Source organism: Methylomonas sp. MK1, assembly GCF_000365425.1.
Lineage (GTDB): Bacteria > Pseudomonadota > Gammaproteobacteria > Methylococcales > Methylomonadaceae > Methylomonas.
In genome coordinates, this window is the sequence record NZ_AQOV01000001.1 from 3278086 (window position 1) to 3301387 (window position 23302).

At 50.8% G+C, this 23302-nt stretch carries 20 protein-coding genes; 10 read left to right on the forward strand and 10 right to left on the reverse strand.

Features of this window, described 5'->3' with window-relative positions; translation table 11 throughout:
• Window positions 1-41 precede the first annotated feature (41 nt).
• The 3 genes from G006_RS0115550 to G006_RS0115560 all read left to right on the forward strand — a co-directional run bounded on the left by G006_RS0115550 (window position 42) and on the right by G006_RS0115560 (window position 4884).
• A complete protein-coding gene (locus G006_RS0115550) occupies window positions 42-2183 on the forward strand; it encodes a type I secretion system permease/ATPase (protein WP_026147086.1) in 2142 nt (713 codons plus the stop codon).
• A gap of 4 nt (window positions 2184-2187) precedes the next feature.
• Entirely contained in the window at window positions 2188-3621 is a 1434-nt protein-coding gene (locus tag G006_RS0115555; protein WP_020484137.1) for an HlyD family type I secretion periplasmic adaptor subunit, read from the forward strand.
• A gap of 615 nt (window positions 3622-4236) precedes the next feature.
• Window positions 4237-4884, forward strand: coding sequence for a hypothetical protein (locus tag G006_RS0115560; RefSeq protein WP_020484138.1), 648 nt, complete (start codon window positions 4237-4239; stop codon window positions 4882-4884).
• Window positions 4885-5311: 427 nt separating this feature from the next.
• On the opposite strand, the gene G006_RS0115570 is transcribed toward G006_RS0115560, so the two are convergent.
• The 6 genes from G006_RS0115570 to G006_RS0115595 form a co-directional block, all read right to left on the reverse strand.
• Window positions 5312-9946: an EAL domain-containing protein gene (locus G006_RS0115570; RefSeq protein ID WP_020484140.1), complete on the reverse strand. Its 4635-nt coding sequence runs from the start codon at window positions 9944-9946 to the stop codon at window positions 5312-5314.
• A gap of 69 nt (window positions 9947-10015) precedes the next feature.
• Entirely contained in the window at window positions 10016-10705 is a 690-nt protein-coding gene (locus G006_RS0115575; RefSeq protein ID WP_020484141.1) for a tetratricopeptide repeat protein, read from the reverse strand.
• A 231-nt stretch (window positions 10706-10936) separates the two neighbouring features.
• Complete coding sequence (locus G006_RS0115580; protein WP_020484142.1) at window positions 10937-11410, reverse strand: CYTH domain-containing protein; 474 nt, start codon at window positions 11408-11410, stop codon at window positions 10937-10939.
• Window positions 11411-11768: 358 nt separating this feature from the next.
• Entirely contained in the window at window positions 11769-12500 is a 732-nt protein-coding gene (locus G006_RS0115585; protein ID WP_020484143.1) for a DUF6339 family protein, read from the reverse strand.
• A complete protein-coding gene (locus G006_RS0115590; protein WP_020484144.1) occupies window positions 12500-13087 on the reverse strand; it encodes a hypothetical protein in 588 nt (195 codons plus the stop codon). The genes G006_RS0115585 and G006_RS0115590 overlap by 1 nt, the downstream gene beginning before the upstream one ends.
• A 271-nt stretch (window positions 13088-13358) precedes the next feature.
• Window positions 13359-13586 carry a hypothetical protein gene (locus tag G006_RS0115595; protein WP_026147087.1) on the reverse strand — a complete coding sequence of 76 codons (228 nt, stop codon included), beginning with the start codon at window positions 13584-13586 and terminating at the stop codon, window positions 13359-13361.
• A gap of 534 nt (window positions 13587-14120) precedes the next feature.
• On the opposite strand from G006_RS0115595, the gene sodB reads away from it, so the two are divergent.
• Entirely contained in the window at window positions 14121-14702 is a 582-nt protein-coding gene (sodB, locus tag G006_RS0115605) for a superoxide dismutase [Fe] (RefSeq protein ID WP_020484147.1), read from the forward strand.
• 223 nt (window positions 14703-14925) lie between these two features.
• Here sodB and G006_RS0115610 read toward each other — a convergent pair whose 3' ends face one another.
• Window positions 14926-15576 (reverse strand): glutathione S-transferase family protein, encoded by a 651-nt coding sequence (locus G006_RS0115610; protein WP_020484148.1) that lies wholly within the window; start codon window positions 15574-15576, stop codon window positions 14926-14928.
• Between the two features lie 115 nt (window positions 15577-15691).
• Here G006_RS0115610 and G006_RS0115615 point away from each other — a divergent pair, with 115 nt between their 5' ends.
• Together G006_RS0115615 and G006_RS0115620 are read left to right on the forward strand one after the other, a co-directional pair.
• Complete coding sequence (locus tag G006_RS0115615; RefSeq protein WP_020484149.1) at window positions 15692-16264, forward strand: TetR/AcrR family transcriptional regulator; 573 nt, start codon at window positions 15692-15694, stop codon at window positions 16262-16264.
• A 105-nt stretch (window positions 16265-16369) separates the two neighbouring features.
• Entirely contained in the window at window positions 16370-17851 is a 1482-nt protein-coding gene (locus G006_RS0115620) for a polysaccharide biosynthesis C-terminal domain-containing protein (protein ID WP_020484150.1), read from the forward strand.
• Here the strand turns inward: G006_RS0115620 and G006_RS25670 are convergent.
• Both G006_RS25670 and ribF read right to left on the reverse strand, forming a co-directional pair.
• Window positions 17848-18078 (reverse strand): DUF1289 domain-containing protein, encoded by a 231-nt coding sequence (locus G006_RS25670; RefSeq protein ID WP_020484151.1) that lies wholly within the window; start codon window positions 18076-18078, stop codon window positions 17848-17850. The two genes, G006_RS0115620 and G006_RS25670, sit on opposite strands and share 4 nt — an antisense overlap.
• Complete coding sequence (gene ribF, locus G006_RS0115630) at window positions 18075-19019, reverse strand: bifunctional riboflavin kinase/FAD synthetase (RefSeq protein WP_020484152.1); 945 nt, start codon at window positions 19017-19019, stop codon at window positions 18075-18077. Before ribF ends, G006_RS25670 begins: the two co-directional genes overlap by 4 nt.
• Before the next feature lie 156 nt (window positions 19020-19175).
• Between ribF and G006_RS0115635 the strand changes: the two genes are divergently transcribed.
• On the forward strand, window positions 19176-19766 hold the full coding sequence (locus G006_RS0115635; RefSeq protein WP_020484153.1) for a TIGR00730 family Rossman fold protein: 591 nt from the start codon (window positions 19176-19178) through the stop codon (window positions 19764-19766).
• A gap of 107 nt (window positions 19767-19873) precedes the next feature.
• A complete protein-coding gene (locus G006_RS27160) occupies window positions 19874-20758 on the forward strand; it encodes a PilZ domain-containing protein (RefSeq protein WP_160167678.1) in 885 nt (294 codons plus the stop codon).
• Between the two features lie 78 nt (window positions 20759-20836).
• Here the strand turns inward: G006_RS27160 and G006_RS0115645 are convergent, their stop codons facing one another.
• Window positions 20837-21193 (reverse strand): hypothetical protein, encoded by a 357-nt coding sequence (locus tag G006_RS0115645; protein WP_020484155.1) that lies wholly within the window; start codon window positions 21191-21193, stop codon window positions 20837-20839.
• Window positions 21194-21602: 409 nt separating this feature from the next.
• On the opposite strand from G006_RS0115645, the gene G006_RS0115650 reads away from it, so the two are divergent.
• The gene (locus tag G006_RS0115650) at window positions 21603-22595 is read left to right on the forward strand and encodes an SPL family radical SAM protein (protein ID WP_020484156.1); all 993 of its coding nucleotides are present in this window, start codon (window positions 21603-21605) and stop codon (window positions 22593-22595) included.
• Complete coding sequence (locus G006_RS0115655; protein WP_020484157.1) at window positions 22583-23296, forward strand: SDR family oxidoreductase; 714 nt, start codon at window positions 22583-22585, stop codon at window positions 23294-23296. The genes G006_RS0115650 and G006_RS0115655 overlap by 13 nt, the downstream gene beginning before the upstream one ends.
• Window positions 23297-23302: the final 6 nt, after the last annotated feature.

Here is a 23302-nt window from a genome sequence, read left to right on the forward strand (position 1 = left end):
TTCCCTAAATAATCGCCTTCCAATCTATACTTTGCGATCAAATGACAACCACCTCTCCTGCTAGCGGTGCCCCCGCCGCTACCCTCGATACCGGCCTAGTCTGCCTGGCGATGTTGGCCCGTCTGCACGGCGTTGCGGTCGATCCCGATCAACTGGCTCACCAGTTTCGACCCAGTGGTCAGCTATTGGGTTGTGACGATATTCTGCTAGCTGCCAAGAGGCTGGGTTTGCAGGCCAAACGGATCAAGACTACGGTTGCCCGCTTGGATAAGACACCGTTGCCGGCTGTTGCGGTTTCTGTTGACGGAAGCTTTTTCGTACTAGCCCGCGTCGATAACGGCCAAGTGTTGATTCACGACCCTACTGCTGCTCGCCCCGAACAAATGCCGTTAGAGGCTTTCGCCGAGCGCTGGTCCGGCGAATTGATCTTATTCACCTCGCGCGCCTCGCTGGCCGCCGAACTGGGCAAGTTCGATTTCACCTGGTTCATCCCGGCCGTCGTCAAATACCGCAAGCTGTTGCTCGAAGTGTTGCTGGTCAGTCTGGTCTTGCAGTTGTTTGCCTTGGTCACGCCCCTGTTCTTTCAGGTGGTGATGGACAAGGTCCTGGTGCATCGAGGCTTTACCACCTTGGATGTGATTGCCATCGGCCTGCTGGTCGTGACCTTGTTCGAAGTGCTGCTGACCGGCTTGCGTGGCTATGTGTTTGCCCATACCACCAGCCGCATTGATGTCGAACTGGGAGCCCGGCTATTTCGGCATTTGTTGAATCTGCCGATGGCCTATTTCGAAGCAAGGCGGGTCGGCGATTCGGTGGCTCGGGTCCGCGAGCTGGAAAACATTCGGGCCTTTTTAACCGGCAACGCGGTGACGGTCGTGCTGGACTTGTTGTTCTCGGTGGTGTTTCTGGCGGTGATGGCCTATTACAGCGTGGACCTGACCTTGATTGTGTTGGTGTCCTTGCCCTGCTATGTCTTGCTGTCGCTGTTATACACCCCGCTATTGCGCGGTCGTTTGCACGAGAAATTCAATCGCGGTGCCGAGAACCAGGCCTTTCTGGTGGAAGCCATCTCCGGCATCGGCACCGTCAAGGCCATGGCGGTAGAGCCGCAACTGACCCGGCATTGGGACAAGCAGTTGGCCGGTTATGTCTCGGCCGGCTTCCGGACCGCCAGCGTCGGCCTGTTCGCCAACGCCGGCGTGACCCTGATCGGCAAACTGGTCACCGTCGCCACCATGTGGTTGGGTGCCCGTCTGGTCATCGACGGCGAACTCAGCGTCGGCCAGTTGATCGCCTTTAACATGCTGGCCGGCCACGTGGCACAACCGGTGATGCGCTTATCGCAGCTGTGGACCGACTTTCAGCAGACCGGCATCTCCATGCAACGGCTGGGCGATATTCTCAATACTCGTGGCGAAGCGGCCGGTAACAAGAGCAGCTTGCCGCCGATACAAGGCAAAATCGAGTTCGAACAAGTGATCTTCCGCTACAATCCAGACGGCTCGGAAGTGCTACGTGGCATTACGCTGGACATCGCCGCCGGCGAAGTAATCGGCATCGTTGGTCGCTCCGGTTCCGGCAAGAGTACCTTGACCAAATTGCTGCAACGCTTGTATGTCCCCGAACGCGGGCGGGTGCTGGTGGACGGCATGGATTTGGCCTTGGCCGACGTCTCGTCCCTGCGCCGGCAGATCGGCGTGGTATTGCAAGAAAACGTGTTGTTCAACCGCAGCATCCGCGACAACATCGCCTTGACCGATCCCGGCGCACCCTTGCCGCAAGTCATCGCCGCCGCCAAACTGGCCGGCGCTCACGACTTTATCCTGGAGCTGCCGGAAGCCTACGACACGATGGTCGGCGAACACGGCTCGACCCTGTCCGGCGGCCAACGCCAACGCATTGCCATTGCCCGAGCCTTGATCAGCAATCCGCGCATCCTGATCTTCGACGAAGCCACCAGTGCGCTGGACTACGAATCCGAGCGCATCATCCAGAACAATATGAAAGCCATCTGCCAGGGCCGCACCGTCATCATCATCGCCCACCGCTTGAGTGCGGTGCGCGATGCCAACCGCATCGTGGTGATGGACAAAGGCCAGATCGTCGAAGCCGGTAGCCATAGCGAACTGCTCACCCACGAGTTGGGCCATTACAGCCGGCTGCATCGGTTGCAGATGGGATAATACGATGTTGAAACTTCAAGCCACTTTAGATCTGTTACACCGCTACCGACAAGCTTTCCGGCACGCCTGGTCACGGCGCGCTGAACTCGACAGTGTGCCCCGTTTGGCGCACGAAAGCGCTTTTCTGCCCGCCGCGCTGGCCTTACAGGAAACTCCGGTTTCACCGGCACCGCGTGTGGCAATATGGTTGCTGATTAGCTTTGCGCTGTTGGCGGTACTCTGGGCTTGTTTCGGCCGGATCGACATCGTCGCTACCGCCCAGGGCAAGATTGTCCCCAACGATAGGGTCAAGACCATCCAGCCCTTGGAAACCGCCACGGTCAAAGCCATCCACGTCAACGACGGCCAAACGGTCAAGGCCGGCGATGTGCTGATCGAACTGGACGCGACCGCCGCCGATGCCGATACCGCCAGCATTGCCAACGATTTACGCACCGCGCAACTGACGGCGGCTCGGGACAGCGCCTTTTTACAGAGCCTGGCAGCTTTGCAAAACGGTAAACCGCAAAAGCCGCAACTCCAGGCGCCGGAAGCGATGCCTATGGAACAAGTCCAACACGAACAACGCCTGCTGGATGGCGAATGGCAGGAACTTACCAGTAAACTGGAACGGCTGGAAGCCGACAAGTCCAGCCGACAAGCGGCTTTGCGTTCGGTGCAGGCCACCGTGGCTAAACTGGCGCAGTCCGCTCCGATTGCCCGCCGACTGGCTGAGGATTATCAACAATTACAAGCCAAAAAATTCGTCTCCAGCCACAACTACCTGGAACGCGAACAGGCCAGGATAGAACAGGAAGGCGAACTGGCGACGCAACGGGAAAAGCAACAAGAGCTCGGCGCGGCGATTCAGGAAGCCGCCAAACAACAAAGCGAACTGTTGGCCGCCGCCCGGCGCACGGCATTGGATAGGCTGCACGACAGCGAACAGAAAATCGAAACCTACACCCAGGCCGGCATCAAGGCCCGCCAGCGCGGCCAATTACTGACCCTAAGCGCACCGGTGGACGGCATTGTCCAACAACTAGCGATTCACACCGTCGGCGGCGTGGTCACCCCGGCGCAGCCGCTGATGATCGTAGTCCCCGCCGATCAAGCGATGGAAATCGAAGCCTTCGTCGAAAACAAGGACATCGGCTTTGTGAATCCCGGCCAGGCAGCCGAAATTAAAATCGAAACCTTCCCTTACACCAAATACGGCACCCTGCACGGCGAAGTCACCCATGTCTCCAGCGACGCCATCAACGACGAGAAACGCGGCCTGATTTACTCTTCCCGAGTCAAACTGCCGCGCACGACGATGCAAGTCGAGAACAAAACCGTCAACCTGACGCCGGGCATGGCGGTGACGGTGGAAGTCAAAACCGGGCAGCGACGAGTCATTGAATATTTCCTAAGCCCGCTGATCGAGCACGTCGGGGAAAGTTTGCGGGAGCGATAAGTTTGAATGCCCAGTCAGCATTGGCACAGCCAACTTCATCATCGGTGTCACCAGCTGTTTGGTATCTGAATATGCGTCGTTGACTATGGTAACTCCGGGGCGGTATGAAAATGCAATAGTCGATTGCCATGCCGTCTAAGTGCTATTCGGATCAGTGTGATACTTCATTTTTTAAGCACTGATTTATGGCGCCGTTAGATAAGGCTTTCACGTGATTTCAGTATGAAACTTTATTGCCTTCCTACAATTTCGAGTTTGTTCGGTGTGAATTTAAGGGTTTGTCGGGTTTGCGTTCGGCAAACCCTTTTTTGTCGATTTGGAGCCGATTAGCTTTGTTCGGGATTGAAATAAAGAGAAGTGCGGAATCATCCCATTGCTGGCCTTTATGAGCGAGCACCATCAGGCGGTTAGTTGGTCAACAGCAGAAGTGGCTGGGTTGAATGATAATGAAACCCAGCATAGAAGCTGATAAGTTTGCTATTCCAAAGAGCCTTTGGAACGTTAAGAATTAAAGCATTTGCTGGGTTTCGCATTGCTCTACTGAGCCTACGGCCCTGGCTTTGCCATCGGCATTTATCGGTTATGTCAAACGTTAGACGCCAAATTTGGAGAGGCATGAATATTTCATTTCGGATCATTGCGGCAACCTTTGCTCTCGCATCAGCTTCCGCATGCACGAAGTACAGTGGAGATAGTTTGTTGAATCTCCTTGAGCACGAGAGCGCTTACGATCAGAGCAGCATTATTTCGAAAGCTAAAAGCGAAGTGTCTGACATATTCGATAATCTTGGAATTTCCGAAGAAGCAAACAACTCGCTTCGGAACATTTCCCCAAAGAGCGTTATTCGTGACAGCGAGCCTCTCAAATTGACTGAAGTAGATAATCAGCTTGTAGTTGCAGGGGCAGATACGAACATCGCTTTCGCAACCAATTCCATCATCATTTCAACCGGTGCCGTGCATATCGCCCACAGCAGCAATAGCGTTGTTGTTTGTGGCAGTGACGTAGATATCAGTCACGACGGAAGTTTAGGTAATGGAAGCCTCGTCATATCGAAGGGTAAAGCCAAGATCAGTCATGCTGAAAACACCTTGATATATGCCATAAACGGCGTGGAAATTTCACATGCCAATAATGTTAGGGCGTATAACACAAAGGAGCGTAAGACATTGTGGGGACACATCAATAACAATCTCGTCAAACTACTATTCCATGAAGAAACGAAGTCAAACCTGGCAGTCCACACGGGTGCTGTGCAATAAAGCCGCGCAGCGGCCTCATGCCCTATTATTAGGAGCCTCTTGATGACCGAGCATTTGAAGAAACGTTTTGACGAGTTGCTCTCCCAAGCCGATGCAGTAGTGGCCACCAAACAACGAAAGCACGCCTCGATGCAGCGTTAGCGGAATCGAGGATTCGAAGGCACCCCCCTCGATTCCGCTAACGCTGCATTGAGGCTACACAAGGGCCATAGATGTGCTGAACAGCGTGAAGCGCATCGTTCGCGATTGGTGGCGGTTACCCAGCTGGGCAGGCCGATCACGGATGCCATGCCCAAAATTGTCTAACTGATTTGTGGGGGGCTAAGGGGTAGTTTGGTTTTCGCAGGAATTATGCAACAAAGTCCGAACACAGCAAGACCAAGGTCAGATCACCGCAAACGAAGCTCTGCATGTGATCAGAATAGGCTTAGGCCGCTGATTCTAGGCGCTCCAGTAACTGCACTATTTGCAGATTGGCTTCGCGTAATTGGCTGAAAGCTGCGCTGTCGCCGCTCTTGCCTTCCAGCCGATGCCGCTGGAGATTTTCCGCCAGCGTTTGTTGTCGAGATTGCGCCCGCTCCAGTTGTTCCAGTAAACGCGCATCAATGCCGCGTTCGTGTTTGAGCCGTTCCAGCCACCTACCCAGATGCGATTTTTTCGAGTTCAGGATAGGCCAGCGCGGACAGCTGCCGGCTGGAGGATGCAGACATTGTTCCAGACGGCGCAACCAATACTGCTGCTGAAGTTTCAGTAATTCCAATTGGTTTTGCCAATTAGTCAGCGAAAGCCTGGCGCAATCAGTCCAGGCCGGATGGTTGCGATAACTGTTGACCCAAGCCAACACCGCGTCGGCCGGCATGGCTTCGGCGATGGCGCAACCTTGGGCGATGCTGCATCCCAAATCGATCAGAAAAATACCGTGTTCTATATCTTCTACGCCTTCGGCAACCGCTTCGCGTTTGAAGGCTTTGGCCAGCGCAATCACACTTTCGACAATGGCCATGTCATCCGGGTCGTCTATCATGTTGCGTACAAAACTTTGATCGATCTTTACCGTGTTGATGGTCAAATGCCGCAAATGCGCCAGCGACGAATAACCGGTGCCGAAATCGTCCAGCGCACAGGGTACTCCCAGGTCGTGATAGCATTGTTTCAGCGTCTCGCCCACCGAGATCAAATCCTCCAGTACGCTGCTTTCCAGTACTTCCAATTCCAATTGGCTGGAAGGAATTTGCGGGTATTCCGTCAGCAAGGTTTCCAGGGTTTTGATGAAATCCGGCCATTGCAGATGGCGCGGGGATATGTTCACGCTGACTTGGAGATTCAGACCGAGATCGTGCCAGATCTGCAATTGCTTGAATGCTTGTCTTAGTACCCAATTGCTCAGGTCGATTTCCAAGGTAGTGTTTTCGACTATCGGCAGAAATTCGGCCGGCGGCAACACACCGCGTTCCGGATGGTGCCAGCGGATCAGGGCTTCCGCGCCGACGACTTGGCCGGTTTTGATATTGACCCTGGGTTGGTAGTACATGCAAAACTGGTTGTCCATCAGCGCCTGACCAACCTCGGCCAAGGCTTGCTCCAGACGGCTGGGGCGATGATTGATGCTAGTCGATTGTCCAGACAAATGATCGTAAATTCGATAGCGATTGCGACCGTCCAGTTTGGCTTGATACATCGCTTGGTCGGCATGACGCAACAGAATATCCGGATCTTCTAGGTCGAGGGGATAGATGGTCACTCCGCTACTTGCGGCAATCCGCACATGGCGATTTTCCAGCTCGAAAGGTTCGGCCATGGCCTGATGGATGCGGGTTAAGGCATCTTCGCATTGCTGCACCGATTGCAGATTTTCGAATAACAACGCAAATTCGTCGCCACCCAGCCGGCAAACCGTGTCGCCTTCGCGCAGCTTTAACTTGATGCGTTTGGCTACTTCCACCAATAATTGATCGCCGGTCTCGTGGCCGAAGTTATCGTTGACTTGCTTGAAGCCGTCCAAATCCAGATAGCACACCGCCAACAGCGATTCGGCTCGTTTGCTGTGGGCGATAGCCTGGGCAAAGCGGTCAGCAAATAAGGCGCGATTGGGCAATTGGGTGAGCGGATCGAAATGCGCCAGCACTTCTAGGGCTTGCTGCTGTTGCTTGCTTTCGGTGATGTCCGAGAACAAACCCAGATAATTGATGATATTGCCGGCATCGTCGCGCAAGGCCGAAACCGTTAATAGTTCGGCATACAAATCGCCGTTTTTCCGGCGATTCCAGACCTCACCTTGCCAATGCCCGGTCTGATTTATGATCTCCCACATGGCTTCATAAAATTCCGGCGCTTGCCGCCCGGATCTGAGAAAGCTTGGATTTTGCCCCAGCGCTTCCTCACGACTGTAGCCGGTGATGTCGGTGAAGGCGGCGTTGACATCGATGATCGACGCATTGATGTCGGTAATGATGATGCCCTCGTGGGCGTCCGAAAATACCCGCGCCGATAGCCGCAGTTTCTCCTCGGCCGCTTTGCGTTTGCTGACATCATGGACAATCCCGCGCATCCGCACCGGTTTGCCGCTGCCGTCTCGCTCGACCTGACCCACCGAGCGCATCCAGCGCTTTTCGCCGCTAGGGGTTTGGATACGATATTCCACATCGTAATTGGCGCCGCATTCAAGATGTTGGCGGGTGGCCTCCAAGATTAAAGCCCTATCTTCCGGGCAAACCACTTCCAGGAAATCGTTCCAGGTATGCAGTGCCTTATGCGGAAAACCCAATTCAGTCGTGACAATTTCCGACCAAAACTGGCGGTTTTTCAATAAATCCGCTTCCCAGATGCCCACGCCGCCATAAATTTGGCTGATACGAAAGCGTTCTTCGCTTTCTTTTAGCGCCAGTTCGGTCTGTTTGCGCGCGGTAATGTCCTGGACCAATACCACAAAACGGTCGGGACCGGCTTTATAGCTATCGATGGCATACCAGCGGCCCAGATCGGTCACGCAGTTTTCAAAATGTTGGGGCTCGCCACTGGTGTCCAGACCGTCAAAGCTAGCGATCCAGGCTCCCTCGGTATTCGGCAACACCTGCTTAACGGTTTTGCCTATCCAGTTGTCGCGGGCAATGCCGGTCATTTTTTCAAAGGCCGGGTTGATATCCAGATAGCGATAATCGACGATTTTACCGCTGTCGTCGCGTATCACCTGATGTAATGCAAAACCTAGCGACATGTTGGTGTAAAGTCGGGCCAGGTCGGCCTCGCTACGTTTGCGGGCCTTGATTTCCTTCCGTAGCCTGAACACCCAATAGACGAAAAACAACAGGGCCAGCAGGACCACGGCGGCGGATCGTAACAACGCGTCAACGCGAATGCCTTGCTCGACCTTTAGTCCCATCCAGCGGTTAATAATGGCATCGTGTTCTGCTTGACTGATACTGGCCAGGGCCTTTTCCAGCAGCGACAGCAATTGCGGGTGGGATTTTAGAGCAGCCATCCGGGTTTCGTTGACATACCCAGGTTGGCCGGCAATATGCAGATTCAATAAGCCTTGTTGTTTGATTGCGTAACTGGCCGAAGCCGCATCACCGATATACGCATCCACCTTGCCTTCGGCCAGCAGATTCAGCGCTTCTTGTACCGAGGGGGCGGTCAGCAGTTGTATCCCTGGGTAGTCTCTGCTCAGCAATTCCTGAACAAAATACCCTTGTTCGATGGCTACACGTCCCCCCGTTAGCAATTGCAGGGAATTAATATAACCACTGTTTTTGTCGCCGATGATTACAGTCGGCGTGCTGATATAGGGTTGGGTAAAATTCAGATATTGTTCTCGCTCGGGGGTTTTGGTTGCCCCGGCGATCATGTCCAATTCGCCGCGCTTGGCAATGTCCAACACTTCCTGCCAGGATTTGTCCATGATCAGAACAAACTTAACCCCCAGTTTCTGCTCGATTAGCTTTAGATGTTCGGCAATCATGCCTTGATGCTCGCCAGCCGCATCCAGCCATTCATACGGCGGAAAATTTCTATCTATACCCACTCGAATTTCAGCATGCTCGGCCAGCCATTGCCGTTCCGCGTCGTTCAATTGCAAATCGGCGGATTTACTGCCGCCGTAGACAAACTCATTGAGCTGGCCGTCGCTTAAAGGGCGCGCTAATTTCAGGTTGGCATAAATGTCGGCTACCCGGCGTAAGCGGGCAGCTTCGATCTGGCCCAGCGGGATGTAGTCCGGCATGATCAGCTTACGGGTTTCCTCGGCTTCGTAGCGCAGTTGCTCCGGACTGAGTTTGCTTGGGTATTTGTGTTGGATCAGCTCGATCAGCAAATCGGGGTGAGACAGCGCATATTCCCAGCCTTTCAGGCTGGCCCGGCGGAAGCGCTCGGCACGGCCGGGATGTTGCTGTAGCTCTTTGCGGCTGGTGAAAAGCAAGTCGCCGTAAAAGTCGATACCGTAATTTTGCGGATTGATAATGTTGAATTTGATGCCGGCGGCGCGAAAGCTAAATGGCCGGTCGGTGATATAGCCGGACATCACATCGACTTTATCCGCGATAAAGTCGGCGTTGTTAAAGGTCTCGGCAACTTTTTGATAGCGGCTTTCATTCAGATTGGCTTCGGCGAGTAGGGCACGAACCTGAGCATTGTTCTCGCCGACCACATCGTACATGATGCGCTTGCCGGCCATTTCGTAGGGGCTGACGATGCCTGAAGCTTGTTTGCTGAACAGCACCAGCGCATCGTGCTGAAAAATGGCGGCTAGGGCTGCGATGGGCTTGCCGTTGGCATACTGGGCGATGATGCCGGAATCGCCGATGCCGTATTCGGCTCCCCCGGATGCGACTTGTTCTGCGTAGTCCTGGTCAGGATTGCGCTCGCGTATCTCTACCTGCAAGCCTTCCTCGGCATAATAGCCTTGCTCGATAGCAGCGTAATAACCGGCAAATTGGAACTGGTGAAACCACTTTAATTGCAGCGCTACTGTTTCCAGCGGTCGATTTGCTGCGGGTGTGTCTGCGGTGCTGGACGTACAAAACAGTAAAAAAAATACCGCGGACAGTCCGAAAATGGTTTTTTTCATAAATGCCAGTCGTGGCCCGTTTTGAAAGTAGGGTTATTCTACAGCCAAAGGCAAACGGGCCAGGCGGATTTAGTCGGCTGTCGCGGAAGTGAACAACGATTGAAATTTATTTTTGCCGGCGTTGGATTTACGTTGCTGGGTATGTGCCAGCGCAAGTTTGGCTTCGTTTTGCAACTGGCTATCGGCAAATACTTGCTGCTTGCGCAGCGGGGCCTGGACGGCCTTGTACAAATATTCCTCAGCTTCCGCGTTGCGATCCTGTTGTAGTAGATAATCGGCGTAGAAGTAATTGGCGTCGATACCGTTGGGGTTGATTTTCAAGCTGGCTTTCAACATTTGCTCGGCAAGCTGATTATCCCCAAAAGATACCGGCCAGCCAGGCACCATGTAATACAGCGTGCCCAGCGTGACATAGGCCGCACCATCCAGCGCATTGGGATTTTGGGCAATGGCTTCTTCCAAAAGGGTCTTGGCGGTTTGCAGGCTGGACAAGGCGCTCAGCGAAGATTGAAACGCCGCATTGGTGGCGATAATCGTCGCTTGCCAGATTTTCGGCTCAGCCGCATTCGGATAGCGTTTGGTCAATTCGGCGGCTTTCTCCAGCAATTGCGGATAAGTTTGTCTTTGCCGGGTTTCGTCGCTTTGATAATAAACGCTGGCCCAGTCGTTTTCCAAACGGGCGATAGCGGTCGCCAGCTCCGATGCATGCAGCGGACCGGCAAAAAGTATCAATAAAACAACAATAGTAGCTTTGCTCATACATTTAATATAGAGCATTGCATTTTGGATTTCAATACGTCCTTTAAATTATTGTTTTAACAAAGTATTGCCTGTAGCAAAAATTCGCTAAGCGCCAGGCTTCAGTAAGGCAGCTTAGGTCTGTGTTTGTAGCGCTGTAGCGACTCTGCGAATATCTTGTCCCAGTTTTGCAACAAGCGCCGCAAACCTCTGAAAACGGCAACTTTTATCGCCTGTCTGGATTGTTGCCAGTTATTTGCCCCAATCCTTGAACGGATGCTTGCAGAGATTATTGTTGTAGTAACGTAAATCGTCGGTAACTTCCATTCCGACCCAGTCCGGTTTAACAAAGGCCTCGCCTACTGTCGACAATTCGATTTCCGCGACAATCAAACCTTGGTTATCGCCCATGAACTCGTCAATTTCCCAAACGTGCCGATCCCGATAAACAAAATGACGGGTTTTTTCCACCAACGGCTTGTGGCATAGTTCGTCGAGAATACTGTTGGCATCAGGCAAAGGGATTTCATACTCAAATTCTTGACGATGGGTGCCGATAGTGGCGCTCTTGATATTCAGCCAAGCCTGGCTATCGGAAATCCGCACCCTTACTGAGCTAAGCGGACTGCTACTCAAATAGCCCTGTTTGTAGTGTACGGAATGATCGATTTCGCCGCGCCAGTCGTCGTTCGCCAGTAAAAACTTATGTTCAACCTCAAGTGCCATCGTTGTTTTCCTTAGATTAGGTAGTGTTAAGCAATAATTCTTTATTATTACCCGGCGTGTCCGATGACTCCACCAATTCTGCGGGTTCAACCCGCTAAAATCAGACGGTTATAATTTGGTCTCGGGTTGGTCCCTGGAGCTGAAACCATTCAGCGCTATTTTGCCAGGACCCTGGAAAATTTTGTTCGATTGCGTAGCAGCTTTGGCAACTCCAATTTGGGCTACCAGTTTTAGGCGTTTTAGTTCGCAGAAGGCGCGCTATGCCGAGTAAAGCTAGCATAGCTTAGTTATGCAATTGCCTCCCTTCGATTGAATACTCGCTTTTTAAATTGTCTACTATTGGCGGTAGAGATCACTCTTAACCGGAACGAGCAATACAATCGTCTAAAACCTGCGAGATGCTAACATCAGGTAATGCAGCTAAGAGCCTTACTCCGCCGACCAGGTTTAATTCTTTCATTATTGATCGGAATCTTTCTCTTTCAAATAATGCTTTGTTGCTTTTGTATGATTCATTCAATTTTTTTAGAATTGCCGAGAAAACTCTTATGTTTTGTGATGTTGTTGGTCTCTCCACCATGTTTGCTCGGACGTCCGATTGATGTAAGAAACAGGTTAAGGCCTCTTCAAAAGATATTCCGTCTGCCCTGCTACATAAAGACGCAAGCCACCATAAGCGGGACGCAGCGTTATCACGCTCTATGCCGCGCGCGCCCACACAAAAGAAATGAGTTTTTATGTGTTTTATTGCTTTTTCATTGTCATCAGGAATAGGCCATCTTGTCCTTGTATATTCCAGGAGCAATGTGTGCGTCAAAAACACCCAAAGTCGTTCATCTCTTGCTAAATAGTGAGATATATTTCCAAGCGCCTGATAGATAAGAATACAGTTTTCTACCTCTTTAAGGTTATCCTTAGTACAACTTATCTCTGCTAATTTATTTTCATCAAAATCTTGGTTTGATTCGAAATTATAAGATGTATCATCCATTAAAAACTCAAATTTACCTGTTCTATAGAACTCTAAATGTTCTGGTACTTTGGAAAATAGTTCTTGGACTTTATTCGCTTTAAGAAAGTTAATTTTCATTATTCACCACTCTTAAAAACATAGGTATCTAGGAGTTTAATTGGTTGTTGCATAAGTTTCTCTGCAATCATATAGGCGTCGTGCTTTCCGATGTCGAGGCCTTTGTTATGTGCTTGGCCTGAAATAATTTTTGCCCACTTCTTATCACAGTACTCGGCTTGAGTTTCTGAATCTTTAAGCTTTTGTATCGACTGCATGACTGCGGCGAAGTATATAGAGTTAATCAGAATGACACGATTTTCTTTTGTATTCCTGGCATTATCAATACTCTCTTTTAGCTTTGGACTCACAATAATTTGAACATGGTCTCCATCAAAATCAACCGACCAGATTCCTTCACTCTGCTCATCTTTCTTAACCAATTCAAAAACTGAAGTAATCGGCTTAAATAAATCACGGTCAATATAAAAAACTTGAGATTCATCTTGAGCAAGAATATCGCCGATAACAAATTGAAAAGGGCCATCACCAAACTCGGGATTTATATCAGGAGAAACAAATCCTGAAATGTCATTTTTTACAACAACATAAGGATTTACTTTAACTTCACCTCTCAATTCACCTATATCAAATTCATCTTCTACCAAACGCTTTGATGATGTCAGCGTGGCCTGAAAATATGTGTCACGGCATGAAATTACAGCAATATATTCTGCATTACCTTTACTAATTTCTTCTAATATTTCTTCTGAAGAAATTGCATAACTAATATTGGTCTTAATTTTTTCCTTACCTACTGTAAATTCTACAGTTGCTTGAAACTCAACATCCTTGTAATCATCACTGTACCCGAAAACAATGCACCAGCTTTAATTGGGCTATCAGTCATTACTCATTTCTCAATACACCATAACTTCCTTACAATTTGAATTCACTACGGCCACCTTCATCCGTACTTTGAAAACTTTGCTTCACTTGATCAACTTCTTGCTGAAGCGCCCGAACGATCTTTCGGGCTTGCTCTTCAGTAAATTCATAATTTTGCCGATTCGCCAGATTCCCAACGAGTTGAATGTCTTTGATAGCCTTGTTTACTCGCTTATTTGCTAGCTCGATGAACTTAGCTCCTTTGTCTCTAGTGCTCATGACAACCCTCGAAATTTTGTTTACTCGAGACAATAGGTTGTACATATTTATTACATTACGCAAATGTAAAATTACATTTGCGTAATGTAATGCGGAAAAGCAGAAATTGTTTGATTTTTTGTCAATAAATTCAATAATACGCCAAAAATATAGCGTAAATTTTCGCTGGAAAATGTGTTTTTTCTACTGCTGATCACTACCAATTCACTGATTGGATTCAGAAATAACGTTTTTTTGCTCTTCAGCTTTGGGCAAAAGCAAGCGGAATATGTTTAGCGAACGCCTTCCATTTTGGTTATTTGATATCCATTAACATGGATTATGACCAGCATCTAACTGGGGATTGTGGTCTAGATTTCTTACTCTGAGGACTTACCCAAAATCGCCCCCACTTTAGAAAAACACTGATAACCGATTGATTTCCGTATAAGTTACCGTTCAGCGCAATTCTTTATTATAATGCTGGGTAATTAGGTTTGGGCTGTAAGTCCGTACCTAATCACTGCTGCTGTTCAATCAATCTGGAGAATAAAGATGGCTTTTGAATTACCTGCATTACCGTACGCAAAAGACGCATTGGCGCCGCATATTTCCGCAGAAACAATCGAATTTCACTACGGCAAACATCACCAAACTTATGTCACCAATCTGAACAATCTGGTTCCCGGCACCGAGTTTGAAGGCTTGTCTCTGGAAGAGATCGTGAAAAAATCCTCTGGCGGCGTATTCAACAACGCAGCGCAAATCTGGAACCACACCTTTTATTGGAACAGCCTGTCTCCCAACGGCGGCGGCGAACCTACCGGCGGTTTGGCGAATGCCATTGAGAGAACTTTCGGTTCTTTCGAGAAATTCAAAGAAGAATTTACCAAATGCGCGGTCACCACTTTTGGCTCAGGCTGGGCGTGGTTGGTGAAAAATGATAAAGGCGGTTTGGAACTGGTTAGCACCAGCAACGCCGGTTGCCCGTTAACTGCCGGCCAAACGCCGTTGTTGACTTGCGATGTTTGGGAACACGCTTATTACATCGATTTCCGCAATCTGCGTCCTAAATATTTGGAAGCTTTCTGGGCATTGGTTAACTGGGAATTCGCCAGCGCCAACTACGAAGCTTAAGCATTAAAAAGGCGCGGGCCGGCGTCCTCACAGGCCCGTCCGCGCCATTCTTACTGTCGTGCTGGTGCAGCCGGCTTCATTGCTCAACGTCTATTCAGTCTTGGCTGGATCATTTCTTTACCCAAACCTATAGTCGTCGAAAGACTTGCTGGCCGGCGGCCGGGCTCAGATGATTAGGCAGCGCTAAACCTAAGGTGAAACGCGGCATAGGGCCTATAGGCCCCTATTTGCTACTAAAAAACGCCTCCAACGCCTTTGCCCGGTCTGAACCGACTATTTGCGCGTGCGGCCGGCTTTCGATCAGTTGTATATACGCCTCAATGCCCGGAATATGCGTAGTCACCAAATTCTCGCCGTAAATTTTTTGGGTGGCAAAGCCCACCAGTTGCAGATGCGGCCAGGCCACGATGTCTGCCGTACTAAAACTGTCGCCCAACGCATAGGGAGATAATTTCAGCAGCTTGGCCAAACCGGTTAAACCGGTATCGAGTTTGGCTCTGACTTCGTCCTTGGTTTCTTGCGACGCGGTGTTGCCGAACAGGGCTTCTCCATACAGACGGCGGGCGATCAGTTCAACATTCAGTTCGATATGTTGAATGAACTCCCGACATTTGCCGCGTTCGTAAGCATCGGCCGGATACAGGGGATGCTCCGGAAATGCGTCTTCCAAATATTCCAGAATCGCTTGCGATTCGGATAGATAACCCTCGCTGGTTTTGATGAAGGGGACTTTTCCCAGCGGTGAACGTTGCAATAACTCCTCGTTCTGGCTGGGTGCGGTAAATTCTTCAATGAACGCTATATCCTTTTCCATCAACGCAAATTTAACTTTGTTGTAATAGTTGCTAATTGCCACGCCATACAAAGTAATCATCGAATAATCTCCAGTAGTTGAATTAAAGACTGCGCCATAACAGACCGGTCAGTCTATTGAAATAATACATACCGGTCTGTATAGTTGCAACATGTTTTTTCCCCGGTACTCAATTATGGCCCGCAATCTCCAAGATCACATTTTGCAAACCGCCTCTGCGCTGTTTTACAGCCAAGGCATTAAGGCCACCGGCGTCGATGCGATAGTAAAAGCCGCCGGCACCACCAAGATGAGCCTGTATAAGTACTTTCCATCAAAAGACGATTTGGTCTTGGCGCATCTAAGCAAAAGCCGAGAGGTCATGCTCAATCGGATCCTGGCCGGCGTAGAATTGCGCGCCAGCGAACCCAAGCAAAAGTTGCTGGCGGTGTTTGCCGTATTCGAAGAATTATTAGCCAGCCCGGAGTTTCGCGGCTGTCCGTTCATCAATGCCTCGGCCGAATTTGCCGAAGCGTCCAACCCGGTGCAACTGGCTGCTGCTGAGTTTTCCGACACCTTCCGGGAAATCTTGGCGGATTTGGCCCGGCAAGCGGGTGCATGGAATCCGGAACAACTTTCTCAACAACTAGCAATGCTGATCTCCGGAGCCATCGTCAGCGAACAAGTGCGCAGACAATCCGGGGCGATGCATATTGCTTCGGCGGCGGCGGAAATCCTGATAGAACAGAGTTTAAGCAAAGCCGGTTAGATTCAGCCGAGCCGGAGACAACAACCCTCTGCCCGCAACTGACTTACAATATCGCCACCTTAGGCCTCAGGCAGAGGCTTCATCATTTTTTGGAATTAACCGCTTTTGAGCTCACTACGCCAACTCGTTTCGCAAACCGCCATTTACGGTCTCAGCAGTATCGTCGGCCGCTTTTTGAATTATCTGCTGGTGCCGCTGTATACCTACACTTTCAGCGCCGGCGAATACGGCGTAGTTTCCGAATTTTACGCCTATGCCGGATTTTTCGCGGTGCTGTTGGTGTTGGGTTTGGAGACCGGTTATTTCCGCTTCCGACAGCGCCCGGAATTTAGCGGCGACGAAGTCTATCGCAATGCCCTAGGCTTTCTGTTGATTACCAGTCTCGGGTTCATCACTGCAATCTACTATTGGCAAAAGCCGCTGGCCGACTGGCTACAGTATCCGCAACATCCGGAGTATTTGCTCTGGTTCGGCTGGCTTTTGGCGCTGGATGCCTTGTCGGCGCTGCCGTTCGCCCGGTTGCGCGCCGAGAACCGGGCCTGGCGTTTCGCCGGCATCAAAATGACCGAGATTTTTATCGCCATCGTATTAAATCTCCTGTTTTTGTTAGCCTGGCCCAAGTTGCAAAGCCTCTGGCCGGATAGCGAACTGGCTGCTTATTACGACCCTGAACTGGGCGTAGGTTACATATTTTTAGCCAATCTGGCAGCCAGTGTTTGCAAGTTGCTGCTGTTACTGCCGCAATTTCGCGCGGTGCGTTTCCAGCTAGACCCGCGCGTGCTCGGGCCAATGCTGCGCTATTCCCTGCCCATGGTCATCATCGGCTTTGCCGGTATGATCAACGAGATGCTGGACCGAGCGATTCTTAAAGTGCTATTGCCTTACGATTTGTCCACCAACCTGAAGATGCTGGGTATTTACGGCGCCTGCTACAAGTTGTCGATCTTGATGAGTTTGTTCGTGCAAGCCTTCCGCTATGCCGGCGAACCGTTTTTCTTTTCCTATGCCGGCCGCGCCGACGCCAAGCGAGCCTATGCGTTGGTGATGCAGTATTTCGTGATTGCCGGGGTGTTTATATTTTTAGTGGTGATGCTGTTCATCGATCTGTTCAAATATTTTATCGGCGAAGAATATCGGGTGGGCCTGGAGGTAGTGCCGATTTTACTGATGGCTAACCTGCTGCTGGGGATTTATGTGAATCTGTCGGTCTGGTACAAGCTCAGTGACCGCACCGGCCTGGGCGCCTGGGTATCGCTCGCCGGGGCAGGCCTGACGATTGTTTTGAATATCTGCTGGATACCGGTCTGGGGCTATGTCGGGTCGGCGTGGGCGACGCTGGTTTGTTATCTGTTTATGGTGGTTTTATCTTGGGCGTTGGGCCGGCGCTATTATCCGGTGAGCTATCCGCTCTTCAAGATCACCGGTTATTTCGGGTTGGGTTTGGCGCTATATTTTGCCAACCGCTATCTGTTGGATACTTATCACTGGAATGTCTGGCTGGCCGGTGTCGCAGGCTTATTGCTTTATTTGAGCGTTGCGGCTTGGTTGGATGTTAGACCGATATTGCGCAGCCGCCGACCGCATTAAATACCCGGCAACTGTTCGGAATAGAAAGGCCCGAGTCGGCGCGTTTTTAAAATATCGATGCGGCGCTCCGCAACGCGCTGCAAAAACAAATGACGTGTCTGCGCGTCTGCGGTAGACCAAAGGCGGATTTCCTCCAGGGAACGGAAGCAGCCCAGGCAAATATCGTCGTCGTTTAGGCAACAGTTTCTGACGCACGGCGATGCCGGAAGATTTTCGGAGTTAATCATTGCCTTTCCACCGTTTGACTAAAAAATTGCTGTGCTTGTTCGACATCCCGACTGATTTGCAGTTTCAACTCGCTCAGCGAGGCAAAACGGATTTCATCGCGCAGCTTCTTTTTAAAATGTACTTCAACATAAAGCCCGTAAATATCTTGGTTGAAGTTAAATAAATGCGTTTCCAAAACTACTTTGGCGCCGCCGTCGAAAGTGGGCCGTGTGCCGACATTGGCCACCCCCTGATATTCGGCACCGTCAACCCCGGTCATCGTCACCGCAAACACGCCGACGATAGGCGTGTTTTTCCGAAACATCCGCACATTAGCAGTCGGAAAGCCCAGTTCTCGGCCGCGCTTGTCGCCGTGCGCGACCCGGCCACAGACCGAATAATCCCGGCCCAGCATCAGTTTGGCTTGCTCAAGTTGACCTTCGCCTAGGGCATCGCGTATCAAAGTACTACTGACTCTTAGCCCGGCCAATTCAAAAGAATGACTGTCTTCCACCGCAAAGCCGTGTTCCTGGCCGCGATGCTGCAACAGCGCAAAATTGCCGCGCCGCGCCTTGCCGAAGTGAAAATCGTCGCCAACCACCAAATGCTTGACGCGCAAGCGCTCGACCAAAATGTCGCGAATGAAATGCTCGGCATCGCAATCGGCGAGGCTGCGGTTAAAGGGTAAAACCAGTAATTCGTCGACAGGTAATTTAGCAAATTGAATCGTTTTCTCGCGCAACCGGGTCAATCTGGACGGCGCATGATCGCCAAGAAAATACTCTAAAGGCTGAGGCTCGAAGACCATGGCTACGGTCGGTAAGTTCAGACGCCGGCCGTGCTCGGCCAGCTTTTCGATCACCAGCCGATGCCCAAGATGCAGGCCGTCGAAATTGCCTATGGTCAACACGCAGCCGTCGCGTAACGGCTCAAGATGATTCAAACCCCGAATTAAGCGCATGATGCCTGTCTGACTAAAAAGGCTAATTCTATCAGTAACAGCCGGTGAGCGACCATGTCGGCAGTGACCAACACATTTGGCGGCAGTAAAATTCGTCTTGTCGCAGCATGATTTTCCAACGAATATAAGTCACCCTGATTCTTCGGCATACCCGACATGACAACGATAAACAGTATTTGTATCTATTGCGGTTCCAGCCCTGGCCGGATTGAGGCATACGGCACGGCCGCCCAAGCCTTGGCCGCCGAGCTGGTCAGCCGTAATATCCGCTTGGTATACGGCGGGGCCGGGATCGGCATTATGGGTATGGTCGCGGACCAGGTCTTAAAGCTCGGCGGCCAAGCGATTGGCGTTATTCCCAAGGCCTTGGCGCACAAGGAGGTCGCCCATCCCAATCTGACTGAATTGCACGTCACCGAATCCATGCACGAACGAAAGATGCTGATGGCCGAACTGGCGGACGGCTTTATCGCGCTGCCCGGCGGTATCGGCACCCTGGAGGAATTATTCGAAATTTGGACCTGGGCGCAGCTGGGTTTTCATCAAAAACCCTGCGGCGTTTTAAATGTGGCGGGCTATTACGATGCCTTGATTAGCTTTCTGGATCATGTTGCTGCCGAGCAATTCGTCAAGCCGCATCATCGGGCCATGTTAATGGTCGAGGCCGATCCAAATTTGTTGCTGGACCGCTATGTCAATTATCAGCCGCCTGCTGTAAAACATTGGGTGAACAAACACGAAACCTGAACAAACGCGCCAGTCTGCGTCCGGGTTATTTTTATGCGGATTGAGAGTTTGCAGTCTTGGACTATCATCGACAGTATGTAATACGCGATTTTTAAGGTTTGATGAATATGGCTAAGGTAAACGGCAAAAAATTGAATCGCAGAGTGGCTTTTCGCATTTATGAGCAAGCCAATCTTTTCTACCGCAAGCTTGATCATGATGGGCAACTGCAAGCGCCGGAAAACTTCGATGATTTGCTACACAATAATCCGCCCGACATCGACCAAGCGTTACCCGATTCGCAAAGCAGGGAAAACGACACGCTAAACGTCAATATCAGTGCCAGCGGTATCGCCTTTACCTCGCAAGAGCCGCTGCAAGCCGGCGATTATCTGATGCTGCGGATATTGCTGTTATCCAGCATGACCGCAATCATGACCTGCTGTAAGGTGGTGTATTGCAAACTCAGCAACCCCTACGAAAACGACCGTTATCCGTATTTAATCGGCGCCCAATTCGTCAATCTGACGCCGGAAGATACGGCGCTGTTAAGCAAACATATCGACAGAACCAAAAAACAACAGTGGGCCGTTAACGGCGTGCTGCTAAGCTTGGTCTTATTCGTCCTGGCGATGCCGGATGCCGCATTCGGGCTGTTAATGGGCTTGGTCCATCATATTTTCGAAGTGGTTTTACACGTCATACACTTGATCTTCGAGTATGCCGAATACAATCTGGACCATGTCATCGAGCATGCATTCCATACCGATACCCACACTACCCAAGTCATCGTGTTTTATATTCTGTGCACGGTCGGCCTGATCGGTCTTTTCTTTCTTTGGCGTATTGTTCCGCATAACTGTCGGCGGGCGGGCAATAGTCTGATAGCCTTCTGGTGCCGCAAAAAAGCCAGTTGTCTTTACTTTTGGGGCCAGCAAGCGCTGGTGGATAAGGTCAAGATTGTCGGAATCGGCGTTATAGCCGTTACTGGCTATGCCTATTTTGGGATGTGACTGTGTTGCTTATTCGGGGTTGCGTTTCTCCCCTGAATTTAGGCTGGACCGACGTAACAGCCCAGCCCTGTTCAAGCTTTAAAGCGCTTTATACAGTTCGATAGTCTTGGTCAATTCTTCGGTTGCTTTGGCTACGTTACCGCTTTTAGACAGGATCTGTCCTTGCATCAAAGATGCGTGGGCTTTTTTCGCGGCTTCGGAGTTGCCGGCAATTGTTTCGGAGCTGGTTCTGGCGGCTTTCAGATGAATCTGCGCGGCGGAGAAATCACTTTTGCTGATTTCAACCAGCGCTTTTTCGATGTGAGCGATAATGCCGGCGCTACCGGATTGCGCTGCGGCAGCTGGTGCTTCTTCAGCAGCAAATGCGCAAACGTTGGTCAGACTCAAAGAAGCTGCCAATGACAAGGTTAATACTGCTTTTGTAAATAATTTCATTAAGTAGATTTTGTGTGATGGTTAATAGGTCCAATGCCCTAAAAAACACGTCATCACAGAATAGATTTTTTGTACCGGCAACTTATTAGGTCTAAGTTCGTCTTGAAATAGCACCGGCACAGCACCTTTTGCCATATAGCCGACAAGAGGCTTGAAGCAAATCCATGCTGATTGGAAGTATCTTTTTTCCTACTGGGTCCAATTGAAAAACTTTATTGTTTCTCAGGGACCATCATAACGGATTTAGCGCGCCTGCAACGGACCATTTGCACAGGGTGGTTGCGACAAGTTGCCGCAGTGCTCCGATTCGCTGTTTTCTAAGGTGCAATTCGCGCCCTATCGCCATCACCACGCCCTGTCCGGCAATCATTTATAATGCCCAACAGCCTTTTTGCCGTATTCAGTCATCATGATAGACACCCTTTATATAGAATCCGCTATCGAGCAGCATCCGCGCGTAGCGACGATTCGGCGGCGTTTTCCGCAAGCGCGGACGGTGGTCTGCGAGCGATTCGGCGAGGTGTTTAATCCCAAGGCGCAAAACTTTCGTTTACAAAAACAGCATCCGGCCCTGATTCTGGCGGAAAAATACCAAAAGTTCGTGTTGCCGGCGCCGGCTGGCTATGGCATTGGCGGCCAGCGCAATTATTACTTTTCGCACATGCTGAATTGCTTGTACGACTGCCGATATTGCTTTTTACAGGGCATGTATCAGTCGGCCAATTACGTGCTGTTTGTGAATTACGAGGATTTTCAAGAACAGATTCGCCATATTTGCCGGGAGACGCCGGATCAGGATGTGTACTTTTTCTCTGGCTACGATTGCGACAGCTTGGCTTTCGAACCGGTCACCGACTTTGCCGAACAGTTTCTGCCGGTATTTGCCGAATTGCCCAATGCCTGGCTGGAGTTGCGCACCAAGAGTACGCAAATCAGAAGTTTGTTGAATCGGGACGTGGTGCCGCGCTGTGTGGTGGCCTTCAGCCTATCGCCGGATGCGGTGGCCGAGAAGGTGGAAGCGAAAGCGCCGAATGTGGCCAAGCGTATCGAAGCGGCGGCTAAATTACAGCAACAAGATTGGCAAATTGGTTTGCGTTTTGATCCGTTAATTTATCAGCACGACTACCGCCAGCAATACCGGGCCTTGTTCGAGCAAGTCTTTGCGGCAATCGATGCCCAGGCCTTGCACTCGGTCAGCTTGGGTGTGTTTCGATTGCCGGAGCAATATTTCAAAAAAATCCATAAGCTGTACCCGGATGAAAAGCTCTTCGCCAGCCCGCTGCAAACCGCGTCCGGCATGGTGTCTTATCGTGCCGACCTGGAGCAGGCGATGATGGCCGACTGCTCACAAATGTTGCTGGAATACATCCCGCAAAGCGCTTTTTTTCCATGCACGCTCTAAAGCGCACGGTACTGGTGACGGGCGCCAGTTCCGGTATCGGCCGGGCAATTGCGCGGCAATTGTTGGCGCAAGGTCATCAAGTGATTGGCACATCGCGCGACTGCCGGAAGTTTTTCAAACATCACCCCAATTTTATCGGCCTCGAGCTGGATCTGGCTAAATTAGCCGGCGTTCCGCCGTTTGCCAAACAACTGCAAAGTGATTTCCCGGCACTGGATGCGGTGGTCTTCGCCGCCGGTTTCGGCCAATTCGGCGGCCTGGAGCAATTTTCATACGCACAAATCGAAACCTTGATGACCGTAAACTTCACTGCCCAGGCCTGTCTGACGCGGGCGTTGTTACCGACACTAAAGCAAAAATCACATGCCAACCTGGTGTATATCGGTTCGGAAGCGGCTTTAAAAGGCAGCCGCAACGGCAGCATCTATTGCGCCAGCAAATTTGCGTTGCGCGGCTTTAGTCAGGCCTTGCGCGATGAATGCGGCAAAAGCTCTGTGCGGGTGTCCTTGGTCAATCCGGGCATGGTCGATACCGCGTTTTTTGATACATTGTCGTTCGCACCCGGTAAACAGTCCGGCCAAGCCCTGATGGCTGAGGATGTTGCCGATGCTGTTGCTTATATCCTGCAAGCCGGCTCGCATTGCGTGATAGACGAAATCAATCTAAATCCCTCCAGCAAAGTGATCGAATTTAAGAAATAACCCTAG